Source organism: Micromonospora sp. GCM10011541 (genome assembly GCF_042650725.1).
Classification (GTDB): Bacteria; Actinomycetota; Actinomycetes; order Mycobacteriales; family Micromonosporaceae; genus Micromonospora; species Micromonospora sicca.
Window position 1 is genome coordinate 348,383 of sequence record NZ_JBHSBP010000010.1, and the last position, 16,348, is coordinate 364,730.

Genomic DNA, 16,348 nt, shown 5'->3' on the forward strand with positions numbered 1-16,348 from the left:
GGGGGGGGGGGGGGGGGGGACCGAAGGCGAGGCGCGGACCCAGGGGACGCGGGCCCACGGGCGGCGCGGGCGGCACCGGGCGGTGAATCGTTTACGTCATCAGCTTCATAGTGACCGAGCAGCGGGTACCCGCCCAGGCGGGCGGCGGCCGACCGTGCCGCGACTGGCACCCGGCCGCCCGGGCGAAAGGCCAGGCAGGAGAGCCGGCCGAGCCTGGCCGAGCCGGGCCGAGCCGAGCCGAGCCGAGCCTGGCCGAGCCGAGCCGGGCCGAGCCGAGCCGAGCCGAGCCGAGCCGAGCCGAGCCGAGCCGAGCCGGGCCGAGCCGGGCCGAGCCGGGCCGAAATGCGGGCCGGGCCAAAAACCGAGCCGGGCCCAAGACCGAGCCGGGCCGAAAACCGAGCCAGGCCGAAAACCGGGCCGGGCCAAGAACCGGGCCGGGCCGAAGACCGAGCCGGGCCGAAGACCGGGCCAGCCGTGGCGGGCCGGTCAGGCGGGGGTGTCGAGGACCCGCTCCATCGCCGCTCGGGAGCGACGGCCGGTGCGCAGGTACTCGTCCAGGAACTCGCCGGGGTCGTCCCGGCCGAGCAGCCGGACGACGCCGGCCAGCTCCACCCCGTGCCGGGGCAGCTGGTCGCCGGCCCGGCCCCGGACCAGCATGAGCGCGTTGCGGACCTGCGCCGCGAGAGTCCAGCCGGCGGCCATCGCCGCGGCGTCGTCCGCGTCGACCAGGCCGGCGTCCCGGGCGGCGGCGAGCGCGTCGAGGGTACGCGTGCCGCGCAGCGCCGGCACCCGGCCCGCGTGCCGGAGCTGGAGCACCTGCACCGCCCACTCCACGTCGGCCAGACCGCCCCGGCCCAGCTTGGTGTGGGTGGCCGGGTCGGCGCCGCGGGGCAGCCGCTCGTTCTCCACCCGCGCCTTGATCCGGCGGATCTCCACCACCTGCTCACGGGTCAGCCCGTCGGGCGGGTAGCGCACCGGGTCGACCATCGCCTCGAACTCGGCGCTGAGGTCGGCGTCGCCGCAGACGAACCGGGCGCGCAGCAGCGCCTGCGCCTCCCACACCTTCGACCAGCGCGCGTAGTACTGGGCGTACGCGGCGAGGCTGCGGACCAGCGGGCCCTGCCGTCCCTCCGGACGCAGGTCGGCGTCCACCCCGAGGGGCGGGTCCGGGGCGGGTACGCCGAGCAGCCGACGCAGCTCCTCGGCGATCGCCTGCGCGGCCCCGCTGGCCGCGCTCTCGTTCGCCCCCGCAGGCGGGTCGTAGACGAAGAGCACGTCGGCGTCGGAGAGGTAGTTCGACTCGTACCCGCCGAGCCGGCCCATGCCGATCACCGCGAACCGCAGCCCGGGCAGCTCCGGCTGGGTGGCCCGGGCGGTCCGCAGCGCGGCGGCCAGGGTGGCGTCGGTGACGTCGGACAGGGCGCTGCCGACCACGTTGATGTCGCCGAGCGTGGGCACCCGCGCGGCGCGAGCGCCGGGGTCGGTGGGGCGGGGTGTGAGCGGGGCGAGCGGGGTGAGCGCGCCGGCCCGGCTGAGCACGTCGGCGCAGGCCAGCCGGACCAGTTCCCGGCGGCGCAGCGCGCGGACCGCCCGGGTGGCCTGCTCCGGGTCGGCGTGCCGGGCCGCCGCGGCGGTGAAGCCCTCGCACAACACCTCGCGGGGGCGGGGGGTCAGCTCGGTGTCCTCGGCGAGCATCCGCAGTGCCTCCGGTTCCCGGCCCAGCAGGTCGGCCGCGTACCGGGAGGAGGACAGCACCCGGGCCAGCCGGCCGGCCACCGGGCCCTCGTCGCGCAGCAGCCGCAGATACCAGGGGGAGCTGCCGAGCTTGTCGGAGACCTGCCGGTAGTTGAGCAACCCCCGGTCCGGCTCCGGCGCGTCGGCGAACTCGCTGAGCAGCACCGGGAGCAGGGTGCGCTGGATCGCGGCGGTCCGACTCACCCCGCCGGTGAGGGCCTGGATGTGCCGCAGCGCCCCGACCGGGTCGGCGAAGCCGAGGATCTCCAGCCGGTGCCGGGCCGCCTCCGGGGTCAGCCGGAGCCCGTCGGCGGGAACCCGGGCCACCGACTCCAGCAGCGGCCGGTAGAGCAGCTTGGCGTGCAGCCGGCGTACCTCGGTGGCATGGGTGACCCACTCGGCGCGGAACTCCTCGACGGCGCTGCGGCCCGGGGTGGCCGTGTAGCCCAGCGCGGCGGCCAGCCAGCGCAGGGCGGCCGGCTCGGTCGGCACGGTGTGGGTACGGCGCAGGCCCTGGAGCTGGAGGCGGTGCTCCACGCCGCGCAGGAAGCGGTAGCCGCGCAGCAGCGCCTCGCCGTCGGCCCGGCCGACGTAGCCACCGGCGACCAGGGCGCGCAGCGCCGGGATCGTCCCCGGCACCCGCAGCGACTCGTCGCCCCGGCCGTGCACCAGCTGGAGCAACTGGACGGCGAACTCGATGTCGCGCAGCCCGCCCGGACCTCGCTTGATCTCCCGCTCCAGCTCCTTCGGCGGGACGTTCTCGATGATCCTCCGGCGCATCGACCGGACGTCCTCGACCGCCTCCGGGCGCTCGGCGGCCGACCAGACCAGCGGCGCCAGCTGGTCGATCCACTCCCGCGCCAGACCCAGGTCGCCGGCCGCCGGCCGGGCCTTGAGCAGCGCCTGGAACTCCCAGGTGCGGGCCCAGCGGCGGTAGTAGGCCAGGTGGCTGGCGAGGGTACGCACCAGCGGCCCCCGGCTGCCCTCCGGCCGCAACGCGGCGTCCACCGGCCAGGCCACCAGCCCGCAGACGTGGATCAGCCGGGTGGCGACCAGGGTCGCCGCGGCGAGATCGTCGTCCTCCGCGGCGACGAAGATGACGTCCACGTCGGAGACGTAGTTCAGCTCGTCCCCGCCGCACTTGCCCATCGCCACCACGGCCAGCCGGGGGCGCGGCGTCCCCTCCGGCAGCTCGCCGACGGCGATCTCGTACGCGGCCGCGAGGGTGGCGTCGGCCAGCGCGGAGAGCGCCGCCATGGTCTGCTCCAGGCCGCGCCCGCCGGTCAGGTCGGCCGCCGCGATCCGCAGCAACGCCAGCCGGTACGCCTGCCGCAGCACCGCCACCGGCTGGGTGGACGGGGTGAACCGGGCCGCGGCGGCCAGGTCGAGCCGGCCCTCGGCGGTCGGGGCGAGCCCGTCCGGGGCGGTGGCCAGCACCGACCACTGATGGGGATTGGCCACCAGGTGGTCGCCGAGCGCCGACGACGCCCCGAGCACCGCGATCAGCCGGCGGCGCAGCCCCGGGTCGTCGTGCAGCGCGTCGAGCAGCGGCGACCTCGTCGTCTCCCCGGTCGGTCCGGCGCCGTTGGCCGCGACCGACCGCCCGGCCCCCGCGGCGCGGCGTTCCGCCTCGACGAGCCGGTGCAGCTGGCGCAGCGCCAGGTCCGGGTCGGCGGCCCGGGAGAGGGCGGCCAGCAGCTCGACGGCCCGCTCGCCCGCGGGCTCCTGGGTGTCCGGCCGCCACAGCCCGAGCCCGTCCGGGCCGAGCAGGTCAGCCGCACGCGCCCTGCCGTCGCCCTCTGCGAAGCCGTACCGGGCGAGGCGCCCCCTGGCCGGTCGGATCATCTCAGTGCCCGAGCAGCGGCAGACTGCGGCGGGGGGCGTCGTCGTCCAGCTCGCCGAGGGCGAGGGCCGCGAACCGGATGGCGAACGGCTGCCAGACCTCCTCGACGTCGGCCATCACCCGGTCGCAGGCGGCCACCACCAGTTCCTCGTCGTACCCCAGCTCGGCCAGCAGCTCCGAGTCGCGGGCCCAGTCGGCGATCATCGCGGTGTCGCACTCGATGTGGAACTGCAGCCCCCAGGCCCGGTCGCCGAGGCGGAACGCCTGGTGCGGGTAGCGGGTGGAGGCGGCGAGCAGCGTCGCGCCCCGAGGCAGCTCGATGATCTCGTCGGAGTGCCACTGGAGCACGTCCGGGATCAGCGGCACGTACCGGAAGAGGGGGTCGGCGTCCGCGGCGTCCCGCTTGCCGACCACGCCCGGGCCGACCTCCGGGCCCGACGGGCTCCGCTCGACCAGGCCGGCGTGCGCGGTGGCCAGCAGTTGGCCGCCGAGGCAGACGCCGAGGGTCGGAACCCGGTACCGCACCGCCTTGCGCAGCAGCCCCTCGAGCGCCGGGAACCAGGGCGCGCCGGGGGTGCCGTCGGGCAGCGGGTACGCCTGCTGCTCGCCGCCGAGCACCACCAGGGCGGCATACCCCTCGAGGTCGGCGGGGAGTTCCTCGCCCGCGTGCGGGCGGAGCACCCGCAGTTGGAGGCCCCCCTCGGTCAGCCACTCCCCCAGTCGGCGGAGGTCGTCGGTCGGGTCGTTCTCGATCACCAGCGCGGTCGCCACGGTGTCGAGGCTAGCGGGTGCGGCGGCGAACGCCCGGAACGGCTCAGCCCGGCGCGCACTAGGCTCCCGCTGTGCTCACCGACGACTGCCTGCGCCCACCGGTTCTGCGTCCCGGCGACAGGGTGATGCTGGTGTCCCCGTCCGGGCCGACCCGGCCGGAGCGGGTGGCCCGGGGCATGGAGCTGCTGACCGGCTGGGGGCTGCGCCCGGTGCTGGCGCCGAACGCGTACGCCCGGCAGGGCTACCTGGCCGGCGGCGACGAACTGCGGGCGGCGGACCTGAACACCGCCTTCGCCGACCCGGCGGTGCGCGGGGTGCTGTGCACCCGGGGCGGCTACGGCGCGCAGCGGGTGGTGGACCTGATCGACATGGCGGCGGTCCGCCGGGACCCGAAGGTGGTGGCCGGCTTCTCCGACATCACGGCCCTGCAGTTCGCGCTCTGGCGGGGCGCCCGGCTGGCCAGCGTGCACGGCCCCGGCGCGGCGTGGCTGGACGACCGCACGCCGCCCCCCTCGGCGGAGTCGCTGCACGCCGCGCTGATGACCACCGAGCCGGTGACGGTGGCCGCCGTGGCCGAGGAGGACACCTTCGGCGTACGCGTGCCCGGCCGGGCCGTCGGCCCGCTGCTCGGCGGCAACCTGTGCCTGATCACCGCGTCGATCGGCACCCCGGACATGCCGGACCTGACCGGGGCGGTGCTGCTGGTCGAGGAGGTGCAGGAGCCGCCGTACAAGATCGACCGGATGCTCACCCACCTGCGCCGCTGCGGAGCGCTGGACGGGGTGGCCGGGGTGGCGGTGGGCCAGTTCACCGACTGCGCCGACGGCTGGGACACGACGGTGGCCGACGTGCTCACCGAACGCCTCGGCGATCTCGGCGTACCGGTCCTCGGCGGTCTCCCGATCGGCCACGGCGTCGGCCAGCTCACCGTCCCCGTCGGCACCCGCGCCGTCCTGGACGCGGACGCGGGCACCCTGACCGTCTCCCCCGCCGTCCGCTGATTTTCAGCCTGTCCACAGGGTCACCACGGGTTGCCTCCAGCTCCGTTGGTCACTGTCGGTGAGGTCGCACCACCACCGATCAACTGGAGGACTGATGTCCCGCACGATGTCGAAGAAGCACCTGCTGGCCGGCCTGGCCGCCGCCGGGGTCCTCGGCGTGGGGATCGCCGCCCCCACGGTGGCGTTCGCCGAGGACGACAACGCCACCCCGGCCCCCAGCGCCAGCACCGAAGCCGGTCAGGGCACCGACCGGCAGCAGCAGCGGGCCGACCGGCAGGCCGACTTCGCCGCGGCGCTCGCCAAGGAGCTGGGCGTCCCCACCGACAAGGTCACCGCCGCACTGGAGAAGCTGCGCGAGCAGCGCAAGGCCGACCGGCCGGAGCGCCCGTCCGCCGGGGACCGGCAGGCGATGCTGAAGGAGCGGCTGGACCAGGCGGTGAAGGACGGCAAGCTCACTCAGGAGCAGGCCGACGCGATCACCAAGGCCGCCGAGGCCGGCGTCTTCCCCGGCCCGGGCGGCCGGGGCCACCACGGCCCGGCGGGTACGACCGGCAACTGACCCGTGGCCCCGCCGTCTCCGCACCGGCCGCTTCCTCCCTCCCGGCCGGACCGTCTCCGCGGCGGGGCCACCCCCCTCGGCCGGCGCTCGGCCCCGGTGTCCGTGCGGGGCCGGCTCCGGGTCCGCCCCGGCAGCACTGCCGGGGCGGACCCGGAGGCACTGCCGGGGGCGGACCCGGAGGCACTGCCGGGGGCGGACCCGGCCGCCCCGAGCGCGGGTCATGCCGTGGCGGGCGGTGTGAAGACGCCGAGGTGGTTGCCGGAGGGGTCGAGCAGGTGGGCGAAGGTGAGCCCGGTCGGCGTCGTCCGCACCGGCACCAGCACCTTGCCGCCGGACGCCTCGGCCCGCCGGCAGGTCTCCGCCACGTCGGCCACCTCGGCGTAGAAGATCGCGTAGTTCGGCGACTGGCCGCCGGTGGCCCGGATCGCACCCCCGATCCCCTGCTCCCCGCCGGCCGTCGTCTGCCGGTAGGACGCACCCGGCCCGCCCTGCTCCTCGAACGTCCAACCGAAGAGCTCGGCGTAGAACTTCTCGGCCTCGTCGGGCCGGTCGGAGCCGATCTCGAACCAGGTGATGGGCGTGCTGGACATGCTGCCTCCTGTCGTCGTGCCGGCCGCTCGGCCGGCGTCGTCAGGAGGCAGCCTCGCCCCCGTCCGCGACAGCGTCCTGTCGGTGTTTCCGGTCTTCAGACCAGGCTGAGCGGGCGGACCCGCTCGTGGGGGATGTCCAGGTCACCGGGGCGCAGCTCCCGGTCCACCCGCTCGGACAGGGGGTGGACCGACACGATGCGGTCGGTGCGGAAGCAGCGCAGCTCGTCGCGGAGCCGGCACCAGGCCAGCAGGTACCAGTGCCGGGGGTTGCCGAGATAGCCGAGCGGCTCCACGTCGCGGGTCGAGGCCACGCCGGAGCGATCGGCGTAGGTCAGGCGGAGCACCCGCCGCGCGGTGACCGCGTCGGCGACGACGGCCGGGACGGGCGTGGCCGGCCCGTCGCCGATGAGGTGCACCCGGCCGGCCAGCCGGTGCGCCTCGGCCACGTCGGCGGCCGGCATGACCGCGACCAGCTTGCGCAGCGCGGCGCCGGCGGCCGACGCGAACGGCGTGCCGCCGAGCCGGTGCAGGGCCACGGCCATCGCCACCGCCTCGCCGGCGGTCAGGTTGACCGGCGGCAGCGTGTGCGCGCGGTCCACCACGTAGCCGCCGGTGCGGCCGGGCTCGGCCCAGATCGGCACCCCGGAGGCCTGCAACGCGCCGATGTCGCGCTCGATGGTCCGGGCGCTGACCTCGAAGCGCCGGGCCAGCCAGCGGGCGCTGCGCGGGCGCGGCGACACCGCCCGCAGCTCCTCCACGAGGGCGTAGAGACGGTCCGTCCGGTTCATCCCCCCAAGCTAAGCCCGGGGTACGACAAGGCCCTGGGCTACAGCGACAGGTAGCGCTGCCGCTCGTACGGGGTGACCTCGCGCCGGTACTGCTCCCACTCGGCCCGCTTGTTGCGCAGGAAGAAGTCGAAGACGTGCTCGCCGAGCACCTCGGCGATCAGCTCCGAGCCGGCCATCACGTCGATCGCCTCGGCCAGGTTCTCCGGCAGCGCCTCGTAGCCCATCGCGCGCCGCTCGGCGCTGCTCAGCGACCAGACGTCGTCCTCGGCGCCCGGGGGCAGCTCGTAGCCCTCCTCGATGCCCTTGAGCCCGGCGCCGAGCAGTACCGCGAAGGCCAGGTAGGGGTTGGTCGCCGAGTCCAGCGAGCGGACCTCCACCCGGGCCGAGTTCGGCTTGCCGTACGCGGGCACGCGGACCAGCGCGGAGCGGTTCAGGTGACCCCAGCAGACGTACGCCGGGCTCTCGGTGATCCGGTCCGGCAGCGCCAGCGGGAAGAGCCGCTTGTAGGAGTTGACCCACTGGTTGGTGACCGCCGTGTACTCCCGCGCGTGCATGAGCAGCCCGGCGATGAACGACTTCGCCACCTTGGACAGCTTCATCGGGTCGCCCGCGTCGTGGAACGCGTTGCGCTCCCCCTCGAACAGCGACAGGTGGGTGTGCATGCCGCTGCCGGGCTGGTCGGTGAAGGGCTTCGGCATGAAGCTGGCCTGCACCCCGGTGGAGAGCGCCACCTCCTTGACCACGTGCCGGAAGGTCATGATGTTGTCGGCGGTGGTCAGCGCGTCGGCGTACCGCAGGTCGATCTCCTGCTGGCCGGGGGCCACCTCGTGGTGGCTGAACTCCACCGAGATGCCGATCCGCTCCAGCGCCAGCACGGCCTGCCGGCGGAAGTCCCGGGCGACGGCGTGGGTGGTGTGCTCGAAGTAGCCCCCGGTGTCCACCGGGGTGGGCACGGAGCCGTCCTGCGCGCCGTTCTCGAGCAGAAAGAACTCGATCTCGGGGTGGGTGTAGAAGGTGAAGCCCTTCTCGGCCGCCCGGGAGAGCATCCGGCGCAGCACGTGCCGCGGGTCGGCCCAGGAGGGCCCGCCGTCGGGCAGCAGGATGTCGCAGAACATCCGGGCGCTCTCGCCGCTGACCCCGCCCTCGAAGGGAAAGACCTGAAAGGTGGTCGGGTCGGGCATGGCCACCATGTCGGATTCGAAGACCCGGGCGAAGCCCTCGATCGCCGAACCGTCGAAGCCGATGCCCTCCTCGAAGGCCGCCTCCAGCTCCGCGGGGGCCACCGACACGCTCTTCAGCGTCCCGAGCACGTCGGTGAACCACAGCCGGACGAACCGGATGTCCCGCTCTTCCAGCGTACGGAGGACGAACTCCTGCTGACGGTCCACTTCCACCCCTCGCGACACTGATCTCCGGCAATCGGTTCGGGCCGGTCCGGCCTGACCGCCCAGTCTCCACCGGCCTCGTTACGCAGACGTTACGCGACCATCCGGCGCACGTCCCGCCCTGTCCCGCCGCCCAGGCCCGGGGCGTCCGCCCGGGCCGGCCGGAGGTGGCCGGCGTCTCCCGCGTCCTGCCGTGAAGGGTCCGCGCTGCTGGGGCAAGATGGGGACATGCCCACCCTGCGTCTCGCCCTGTGCCAGGTCAACCCGACCGTCGGGGACATCGCCGGAAACGCCGACGTGGTCCGCAGCTGGACCCGCAAGGCCGCCGACGCCGGCGCCCAGCTCGTGCTCTTCCCCGAGATGATGTTGACCGGCTACCCGGTCGAGGACCTGGTCTTCCGCCGCTCCTTCGTCGCCGCCTCGAAGGCCGCGCTCCACCGGCTCGCCGCGGATCTGGCCGCCGACGGGCTCGGCGAGCTGCCGGTCCTGGTCGGCTACCTGGACGCGGACGGCCCGCCGCAGGTCAGCGGCGACGCCCAGCCAGGCAAGGGCGCCCGCAACGCCGCCGCGCTGCTGCACCGGGGCGCGATCGTGGCCACCTACTTCAAGCACCACCTGCCCAACTACGGCGTCTTCGACGAGGACCGGTACTTCGTCTCCGGCAACACCCTGACCGTGGTGCGCATCGGCGGGGTGGACGTCGCCCTGACCATCTGCGAGGACCTCTGGCAGGCCGGTGGCCCGTTCGCGGTGGCCCGGCAGGCCGGCGTGGGGCTGGTGCTCAACATCAACGGCTCGCCGTACGAGCTGAACAAGGACGACATCCGGCTGCCGTTGGTCCGCCGCCGGGCCGGCGAGGCCGGCGCCACCGTCGCGTACGTGAACATGGTCGGCGGCCAGGACGAGCTGGTCTTCGACGGCGACTCCATGATCGTCAACGCGGAGGGCACGCTGCTGGCCCGGGCGCCGCAGTTCGTCGAGCACCTGCTGGTGCACGATGTCGACCTGCCCCCGGCGAAGGAGCCGGTCGACGGCGACGAGGAGCTGGCCGACGGGATGCGGGTGGTCCGGACCAAGGTCAGCGACATCCTGCCGGCTCCCACCGGCGACGTCGCGGTGGGCGGGATCATCGAGCCGGTCGCCGACGAGGCCGAGGTGTGGCAGGCGCTGGTGCTGGGCCTGCGCGACTACGTCAACAAGAACCGGTTCCCGTCGGTGGTGCTCGGCCTCTCCGGCGGCATCGACTCCGCGGTGTCGGCGGCCATCGCGGTGGACGCGCTCGGCCCCGACCGGGTGGTCGGGGTATCGCTGCCCAGCCAGCACTCCTCGGAGCACTCCCGGGCCGACGCCGAGGACCTGGCCAAGCGGACCGGCCTGGACTACCGGATCCAACCGATCCAGCCCATGGTGGACGCCTACCTGGCCAACATGTCGCTCGCCGGGGTGGCCGTGGAGAACCTCCAGGCCCGGGTCCGCGGTGTGGTCCTGATGGCGCTGTCGAACCAGGAGGGCCCCCTGGTCCTCACCACCGGCAACAAGAGCGAGCTGGCAGTGGGCTACTCCACCCTCTACGGCGACTCCGTCGGCGGCTACAACCCCGTGAAGGACGTCTGGAAGACGCTGATCTGGCGGCTGGCGAAGTGGCGCAACGCGGACGCGGAGCACCGGGGCGAGACGTCGCCGATCCCGGAGAGCTCGATCGGCAAGGCGCCGTCGGCCGAGCTGAGTCCGGGCCAGCTCGACAGCGACACCCTGCCGGACTACGACGTCCTCGACCCGATCCTGATCGGATACGTCGACGGCGACCTGGGCCGGGACGGGCTGATCGCGTCGGGCCACGACCCGGAGATAGTGGACAAGGTGCTGCGGATGGTGGATACCGCCGAGTACAAGCGTCGGCAGTCCGCGCCGGGCACGAAGATCTCGCACAAGGCGTTCGGGCGGGACCGCCGGCTGCCCATCACCAACCGCTGGCGCGAGCACGGCTGACCCGACCCCGGGCCCGTCGGCCAGGGAGTGAAATCCTCCACTCCGCCCTGCCGTGGGCCGGTCGTCCGGTGCGACGATCGCGGCGGAACCCGGGGACCGCGGAGGCGGCCTCGAGGAAGGAGAGAGTCATGCTGGAGTCCACCCCGACCGAGGTGACCGCCCTGTACGGCGGGCCGGCCACCCGACGGGTCCGTACCCGTGACCTGATCGCCGCCAAGGAGCGCGGTGAGCGCTGGGCGATGCTCACCTCGTACGACCAGTACACCGCCTCGATCTTCGACCAGGCGGGCATCCCGGTGCTGCTGGTCGGCGACTCGGCGGCGAACAACGTCTTCGGCTACGAGACGACCCTGCCGGTGACCGCCGAGGAGCTGCTGCCGCTGGTCCGCGCGGTGGTCCGGGCGACCCGGCACTCGCTGGTCGTCGGCGACCTGCCCTTCGGCTCGTACGAGGAGGGGCCGGCGCAGGCGCTGCGCACGGCGGTGCGGTTCATGAAGGAGGGCGGCTGCCACGCCGTGAAGCTGGAGGGCGGGCGACGCTGCGCCGACCAGATCGCGGCGATCGTCGGCGCCGGCATCCCGGTGATGGCGCACATCGGCTTCACCCCGCAGAGCGAGCACACCCTGGGCGGCTACCGGGTGCAGGGACGTGGCGACACGGCCGACGAGGTTATCGCCGACGCCCGGGCGGTGGCCGAGGCCGGCGCGTTCGCGGTGGTGCTGGAGATGGTGCCCGGTGAGGTGGCCAAGCGGATCACCGCCGAGCTCCGGATCCCCACCGTCGGCATCGGCGCCGGGCCGGACACCGACGCGCAGGTGCTGGTCTGGCAGGACATGGCCGGCCTGCGTACCGGCAAGGCGCCGCGCTTCGTCAAGCGCTACGCCGACCTGGCCGGCGCGCTGACCGACGCGACCCGCCGCTTCGCCGAGGAGGTGCGCGGCGGCGAGTTCCCGGCCGCCGAGCACACGTTCTGAGCACGACGGGCGGTGCGGTCGACCGGCCGCACCGCCCCGCAACCACGCCGGCCGTCTCCGGTCAGCCCACGCAGAACTCGTTGTCCTCGGGGTCGGCGAGCTGGACCGAGTAGTAGTTGTTCTCCGGGTCGTCCATCGCCCCCAGCACCCGCGCCCCGAGCTTCACCAGCCGGGCCACCTCGGCGTCGATCCGCGCCCGCCGCTCCGGCAGCGGCACGGCCCGCCCGCCACCGACCTTCAGGTCGATGTGCAGCCGGTTCTTGACCGACTTCGGCTCCGGGACCGGCTGGAACCAGATCCGGGGCCCGGCCCCGACCGGATCCTCCAACCGGTCCACACAGTCACCCTCGCCGAGTTCGTCGGCCGGGACGCCCACCGACAGGTACCAGTCACGCCACGTCGCGTACCCCTCCGGCGACGGCTGCGGACGGTATCGCAGCGCCTCCGCCCAGAACCCGACGAGCCGCGACGGCTCCCGACAGTCGATCACCAGTTGCCATTCCATCCGCCGATGGTGCACCGGTGGTGTGACAGTGCGCTTCCGTGCGCGCGAGGTCGGTCAGAGGTCGGTGACCCGGAGGCCGGCGTGCGCCTTGTAGCGCTTGTTGATGGCGATCAGGTTCGCCGTGAACGCCTCGATCTGGTGGGCGTTGCGCAGCCGTCCGGCGTAGATGCCGCGCATGCCGGGGATCCGGGCGGCGAGCGCGGCCAGCACGCCGACCAGCTCCCGGTCCTCGGTGCAGATCAGCACGTCGAGGTCGATCCGGTCGATCTGCGGGTCGGCCAGCAGCGGCGCGCTGACGTGGTTGAACGCCGCGCAGACCCGGGAGTCCGGCAGCAGCCGGGCGGCCTGCTGGACGGCGCTGCCCTCGTCGACCCGGAGGGCGTACGGGCCCTGCTTGTCGAAGCCGAGCGGGTTGACGCAGTCCACCACGATCTTGCCGGCGAGCGGCTCGGCCAGCGCGGCCACGGTGGCGGCGTGCCCGTCCCACGGGACCGCGATGATCACCACGTCGCTGCGGCGGGCGACCTCGTCGTTGTCGGCGCCCGACACCTCCGTGCCCGCCGGGACGCCGGGCAGGGCGGCGATCTCGGCGGCGGACTGCGCCGCGCGCTCGGCGGAACGGGAACCGATCAGCACCCGCTGTCCGGCCCGGGCGAACCGGTAGGCGAGCCCCCGCCCCTGGTCGCCCGTGCCACCGATGATGCCGACGGTCAGCCCGGAGACGTCGGGCAGCGTGGTCGCGTCGTAAGCCATGCGGTCATCCTCGCAAACCGCCCCACCGGGCAGCAGTGCGAGCCGATGTGACAATTCCCGCTGACCCGACGCGGCGGGCGGTCAGGCGCGCTCGAAGAGGACCTTGCGCTGGGTCGGGTCGGCGGTGGTCAGGCGGACCTGGACCCGCTCGCCGAGCGGGAGGTCGCCGGTGCAGCGGGCGCGGACCGGCGGCTCGTCCAGGGCCACCGTCCCGCCGGGCTCCCGGCCGGGCTTCGAGTTGCCGTTCGGCGGCCCGTCCACGTCCAGCACAGCCGCGGAGAAGGTCTCCCCCACCCGGTGCTCCAGCAGCACCGCCTCGGCCAGCTCGATCGCGCCCCGGGTGGCCGCCGACGCCGTCCGGTCGGTCGTCGCCATCACCTCCGGCAGCTTCGGCAGCGCGGCGCGCGCCCAGTCGGGTACCTCCCGGCCCTCGTGCAAAGCCAGGCAGGCCTCGGTCGCGTACCGGTCGGCCAGTCGGCGCAACGGTGCGGTGACGTGCGCGTACGCGGCGGCCACCCCGCCGTGCTCCGGCTGCTCCGGCAGCTCCCCGTCGAAGGCCGTGTACGCCGCGCCGCGCATCAGCTCGGCCGCCTGGTCGATGAAGGCCGCCGCCCGGGGCCGGGAGGCGTCCAGCCCGGCGAGCACCTCGCCGACGCTGCGGTCCACCGGCCAGTCCACCCGCAGCGGGGCGGCGGCGAGGCGCAGCCGGGCGACCGCCTCCGGCTTCGCCGGCGGCATCGTCCGGAGCAGGCCGATCCGGCCGGCGAGCATGATGTCGGCGGCGGCCATCCCGGTCAGCAGCGAGATCTGGGCGTTGTGGTCCTCCATCGGGCCCGGCCCGCGCAGCACCAGCCGCCAGCCGTCGCCGTCCGGTTCGACGTCCTGTTCGGGCAGCGGCAGGTTGATCGCGCCCCGGCGCAGCCCCCGGGCGGTGAGCAGCGCACCGATCTCGGGCAGCAGGGCGATCGGCTCGGGCAGCCGGCCGGCGTCGGCGTCGAGTTGCACGCCGACGTAGTCCAGCTTGGCCCGGCTGCGCACCCGGGCGCGTTCCAGCACGACGGCCACCGTGTCGCCGTCGGCGTCGAGGTCGATGGTCCAGAGCACCGCCGCCCGGTCGGCGTCGGGCAGCAGGCTGGCCGCGCCCTCGCTGAGCGTGTGCGGGTGCAGCGGCACGTTGCCGTCGGGCAGGTAGACGGTCTGGCCGCGGCGCCAGGTCTCCTCCTCCAGCGAGCCGCCGGGGCGTACGTGCGTGGCGACGTCGGCGATCGCGTACCGGACCCGGAAGCCGCCACCGGGACGGCGGCTGAGGTGCATCGCCTGGTCGAGGTCGCGCGAGGTCGCCGGGTCGACCGTGACGAACGGGATGTCGGTGCGGTCGGCGGCGGCCGGCAGCGGCGCGGCGGCCGCCTCGTCCGCCTCGCGCTGCGCCGCAGCCGGGAAGCCCTCGGGCAGTCCCAGCTCGCAGCGCAGCGCACCGAAGTCGATGCGGGGCGCCAGTACGCGTCGGATCACCACGGGTCAATCCTGACAGCGCGGCGGGTGATCCGCTCACCGGCGCGGCGGAGGGCCGGTCAGCGGCGGGCCCCAGGCGTCAGCCGGCCGCCTTGCGGGCGCTCGCCGGCTTGATCGTGGAACGACCGGCGACGACCCTCGTGCCGGCGGGTTTCCGGGCGGCGGTGACCCGTTTGTGGGTGCCGGTCGAGGAGCTCGTCCTGGCCTCGACGGGGCCCACGGACGACGCCGCGGAGGTCGCCTTCCTGGCCGCCGCCTTGCGCATGGTGGTCGAGGAGACGGCGGTGGCCTTCCTCGCCGGGGCCTTCTTCGCCGCCGCCTTGCGGGCGCCTCCGGTCGGACGGGTCGTGGTGGCCTTCGCGGCGGTGGTCTTCTTCGCCGGGGCCTTCTTCGCCGCCGTGGTCTTCTTGGCCGCGGTGGTCTTCTTGGCAGGCGTCGTCTTCTTGGCCGCCGTGGTCTTCTTCGCCGCGGTCGTCTTCTTGGCCGCCGCCGTGGTCTTCTTCGCCGCCGCCGTGGTCTTCTTCGCCGCCGCCGTGGTCTTCTTCGCCGCCGCCGTGGTCTTCTTCGCCGCCGGCTTCCGCACGGCAGCCTTCTTCGCCGCCGTGGTGGTCTTCCTGGCGGTGGCCTTCTTGGCGGGCGCCTTCTTGGCGGTGGTCTTGTTCGCGGGCGCCTTCTTCGCGGGCGCCTTCTTCGCGGGCGCCTTCTTCGCGGTGGTCTTCTTCGCGGTGGTCTTCTTAGCGGGCGCCTGCTTCGCGGTGGTCTTGGTGGCCGGAGCCGTCTTCGCGGGCGCCTTGCGTGCCGCCGCCACGACCTTCTTGGCGTCCGCCTTCTTCGCGACGGCCTGCTTCGCCGGCACCCGACCGGCGCCGGCGCCCGAGGCGTTCGGCGCCGCCTTGGTGACCGTCGCCGTCCGGGCCGTGGCAGCCCCCGTGGACCGTCGCGTCGCGGTGGTCTTCTTCGCGGTCGTACGTTTGGCGGCCGGGCGGGTGGTGGCCTTTTGTGCTTCGGCCATCTTGGTTCCCTCCTTGGGGACGTGCTCTCACGTGGCTCCTCGCGGAGCACGGAGTACCTCGACGCGGGCCGTCCCGCGCCGTCTACCTGTCCTCCCCGGCCCAACGGGCGTCCTCGGCCTCCCACGCTTCGTTGCGCTCCTGCACCTTCTGCAGGGCGTTCTCCGCGTCGGCGGCTGAGGGGTACGGTCCGAGAACGTGCTTCGCAGGGCACACGTTGTCATCGGTCTCGACCCGGTGGTGTCGCGTGCACCAGTAGTAGTGCGCACCACTTCCGCTGTCGCTCATGAGATCACTGTGCACCGCTAGGCGTCCGGCCGCCACCGGATCGCCACAAATAGTCCCCGATGTCCTCCACATTAGACGTGCTCCCGGCCGTCGGACGCCGGAACGGCGAAGAACGGGGCAGCCGTCCACCGGGTTGGTGACGCACAATCCCCGGGTGCGGTACGGGGGAGGAACATCGGCGCGGCTGCGACGCCGGCTGCTGGCCGCCGCCGTGCTCGCGGCGCTCGCCGCGACCGGGGTGCTGGTGGCGGTGCCGCTGCTGCGGGACCGGTCCCAGCACCGGCTGGACCGGCGCGCCGACCGGGAGGTGACGGCGACGGCGCAGCGGACCCGGACCGCGCTGCTGGCCGTGCCGTCGGCGTCCGGGCCGGCGCTGCGGGACGCCGCCGACGCCGTCGCCGGGGTGGAGGTGCTGGCGGTGGAGGACGTCGGTCCGGGCGTCCGGCTGGTCTTCCGGGTCCGGGTGGCGAAGACCGCCGCCTCGGTCTTCGGCTGGCAGCGGGCGAACGTCGGGGCGTGTTTCGCCCAGGTGGTGCAGGCCGCCGCCACACCGGCGCCGATGGAGCGACCGCCCTGCCCGGACTGACCCGGCCGCCGGGCCGGACACCGCATGCTCGACGCCTTCCTCGCCGGGGAGACGATCGCG

The 16,348-nt window shown here is 74.5% G+C and carries 14 protein-coding genes; 5 read left to right on the forward strand and 9 right to left on the reverse strand.

The genetic code is table 11. The features are described from left to right. Nucleotides 1–486: 486 nt before the first annotated feature. Together ACFOYX_RS06000 and ACFOYX_RS06005 are read right to left on the reverse strand one after the other, a co-directional pair. Complete coding sequence (locus tag ACFOYX_RS06000; protein ID WP_322442267.1) at nt 487–3,579, reverse strand: bifunctional [glutamine synthetase] adenylyltransferase/[glutamine synthetase]-adenylyl-L-tyrosine phosphorylase; 3,093 nt, start codon at nt 3,577–3,579, stop codon at nt 487–489. 1 nt (nt 3,580) lies between these two features. Then, the gene (locus ACFOYX_RS06005; protein WP_322442266.1) at nt 3,581–4,348 is read right to left on the reverse strand and encodes a type 1 glutamine amidotransferase; all 768 of its coding nucleotides are present in this window, start codon (nt 4,346–4,348) and stop codon (nt 3,581–3,583) included. Between the two features lie 71 nt (nt 4,349–4,419). On the opposite strand from ACFOYX_RS06005, the gene ACFOYX_RS06010 reads away from it, so the two are divergent. Together ACFOYX_RS06010 and ACFOYX_RS06015 are read left to right on the forward strand one after the other, a co-directional pair. Then, nucleotides 4,420–5,349: an LD-carboxypeptidase gene (locus ACFOYX_RS06010; RefSeq protein ID WP_109799986.1), complete on the forward strand. Its 930-nt coding sequence runs from the start codon at nt 4,420–4,422 to the stop codon at nt 5,347–5,349. A gap of 94 nt (nt 5,350–5,443) precedes the next feature. Then, complete coding sequence (locus ACFOYX_RS06015; RefSeq protein ID WP_109799985.1) at nt 5,444–5,908, forward strand: hypothetical protein; 465 nt, start codon at nt 5,444–5,446, stop codon at nt 5,906–5,908. Between the two features lie 218 nt (nt 5,909–6,126). Here ACFOYX_RS06015 and ACFOYX_RS06020 read toward each other — a convergent pair whose 3' ends face one another. The 3 genes from ACFOYX_RS06020 to glnA all read right to left on the reverse strand — a co-directional run bounded on the left by ACFOYX_RS06020 (nt 6,127) and on the right by glnA (nt 8,674). Continuing rightward, nucleotides 6,127–6,498 carry a VOC family protein gene (locus ACFOYX_RS06020; protein ID WP_109799984.1) on the reverse strand — a complete coding sequence of 124 codons (372 nt, stop codon included), beginning with the start codon at nt 6,496–6,498 and terminating at the stop codon, nt 6,127–6,129. A 95-nt stretch (nt 6,499–6,593) separates the two neighbouring features. Further along, nucleotides 6,594–7,286 carry a YafY family protein gene (locus ACFOYX_RS06025; protein WP_322442265.1) on the reverse strand — a complete coding sequence of 231 codons (693 nt, stop codon included), beginning with the start codon at nt 7,284–7,286 and terminating at the stop codon, nt 6,594–6,596. 38 nt (nt 7,287–7,324) lie between these two features. Next, a complete protein-coding gene (gene glnA, locus ACFOYX_RS06030) occupies nt 7,325–8,674 on the reverse strand; it encodes a type I glutamate--ammonia ligase (RefSeq protein WP_109799982.1) in 1,350 nt (449 codons plus the stop codon). Between the two features lie 225 nt (nt 8,675–8,899). Here glnA and ACFOYX_RS06035 point away from each other — a divergent pair, with 225 nt between their 5' ends. Both ACFOYX_RS06035 and panB read left to right on the forward strand, forming a co-directional pair. Further along, nucleotides 8,900–10,660, forward strand: coding sequence for an NAD+ synthase (locus ACFOYX_RS06035; protein WP_322442264.1), 1,761 nt, complete (start codon nt 8,900–8,902; stop codon nt 10,658–10,660). Nucleotides 10,661–10,788: 128 nt separating this feature from the next. Beyond that, on the forward strand, nt 10,789–11,634 hold the full coding sequence (gene panB / locus ACFOYX_RS06040) for a 3-methyl-2-oxobutanoate hydroxymethyltransferase (RefSeq protein ID WP_109799980.1): 846 nt from the start codon (nt 10,789–10,791) through the stop codon (nt 11,632–11,634). A gap of 61 nt (nt 11,635–11,695) precedes the next feature. On the opposite strand, the gene ACFOYX_RS06045 is transcribed toward panB, so the two are convergent. From ACFOYX_RS06045 to ACFOYX_RS06060, 4 genes are all read right to left on the reverse strand, one after another. Then, nucleotides 11,696–12,139, reverse strand: a complete 444-nt coding sequence (locus ACFOYX_RS06045) for a VOC family protein (RefSeq protein WP_322442263.1) — start codon at nt 12,137–12,139, stop codon at nt 11,696–11,698. Between the two features lie 54 nt (nt 12,140–12,193). Further along, nucleotides 12,194–12,892, reverse strand: coding sequence for an NADPH-dependent F420 reductase (gene npdG, locus ACFOYX_RS06050; protein WP_322442262.1), 699 nt, complete (start codon nt 12,890–12,892; stop codon nt 12,194–12,196). A gap of 81 nt (nt 12,893–12,973) precedes the next feature. Then, nucleotides 12,974–14,407 (reverse strand): RNB domain-containing ribonuclease, encoded by a 1,434-nt coding sequence (locus tag ACFOYX_RS06055; RefSeq protein WP_322442261.1) that lies wholly within the window; start codon nt 14,405–14,407, stop codon nt 12,974–12,976. A 76-nt stretch (nt 14,408–14,483) separates the two neighbouring features. After that, entirely contained in the window at nt 14,484–15,416 is a 933-nt protein-coding gene (locus ACFOYX_RS06060) for a histone (RefSeq protein ID WP_322442260.1), read from the reverse strand. Between the two features lie 440 nt (nt 15,417–15,856). Here ACFOYX_RS06060 and ACFOYX_RS06065 point away from each other — a divergent pair, with 440 nt between their 5' ends. Beyond that, nucleotides 15,857–16,288 carry a hypothetical protein gene (locus ACFOYX_RS06065; RefSeq protein ID WP_322442259.1) on the forward strand — a complete coding sequence of 144 codons (432 nt, stop codon included), beginning with the start codon at nt 15,857–15,859 and terminating at the stop codon, nt 16,286–16,288. The last annotated feature ends 60 nt before the right edge of the window (nt 16,289–16,348 follow it).

Coding starts and splice junctions, on each gene's coding strand:
- npdG (WP_322442262.1), bottom strand. CDS start 12,892: ATGGCTTACGACGCGACCACGCTGCCCGACGTCTCCGGGCTGACCGTC.
- ACFOYX_RS06015 (WP_109799985.1), top strand. CDS start 5,444: ATGTCCCGCACGATGTCGAAGAAGCACCTGCTGGCCGGCCTGGCCGCC.
- ACFOYX_RS06025 (WP_322442265.1), bottom strand. CDS start 7,286: ATGAACCGGACGGACCGTCTCTACGCCCTCGTGGAGGAGCTGCGGGCG.
- panB (WP_109799980.1), top strand. CDS start 10,789: ATGCTGGAGTCCACCCCGACCGAGGTGACCGCCCTGTACGGCGGGCCG.
- ACFOYX_RS06020 (WP_109799984.1), bottom strand. CDS start 6,498: ATGTCCAGCACGCCCATCACCTGGTTCGAGATCGGCTCCGACCGGCCC.
- ACFOYX_RS06060 (WP_322442260.1), bottom strand. CDS start 15,416: ATGGCCGAAGCACAAAAGGCCACCACCCGCCCGGCCGCCAAACGTACG.
- ACFOYX_RS06045 (WP_322442263.1), bottom strand. CDS start 12,139: ATGGAATGGCAACTGGTGATCGACTGTCGGGAGCCGTCGCGGCTCGTC.
- ACFOYX_RS06000 (WP_322442267.1), bottom strand. CDS start 3,579: ATGATCCGACCGGCCAGGGGGCGCCTCGCCCGGTACGGCTTCGCAGAG.
- ACFOYX_RS06035 (WP_322442264.1), top strand. CDS start 8,900: ATGCCCACCCTGCGTCTCGCCCTGTGCCAGGTCAACCCGACCGTCGGG.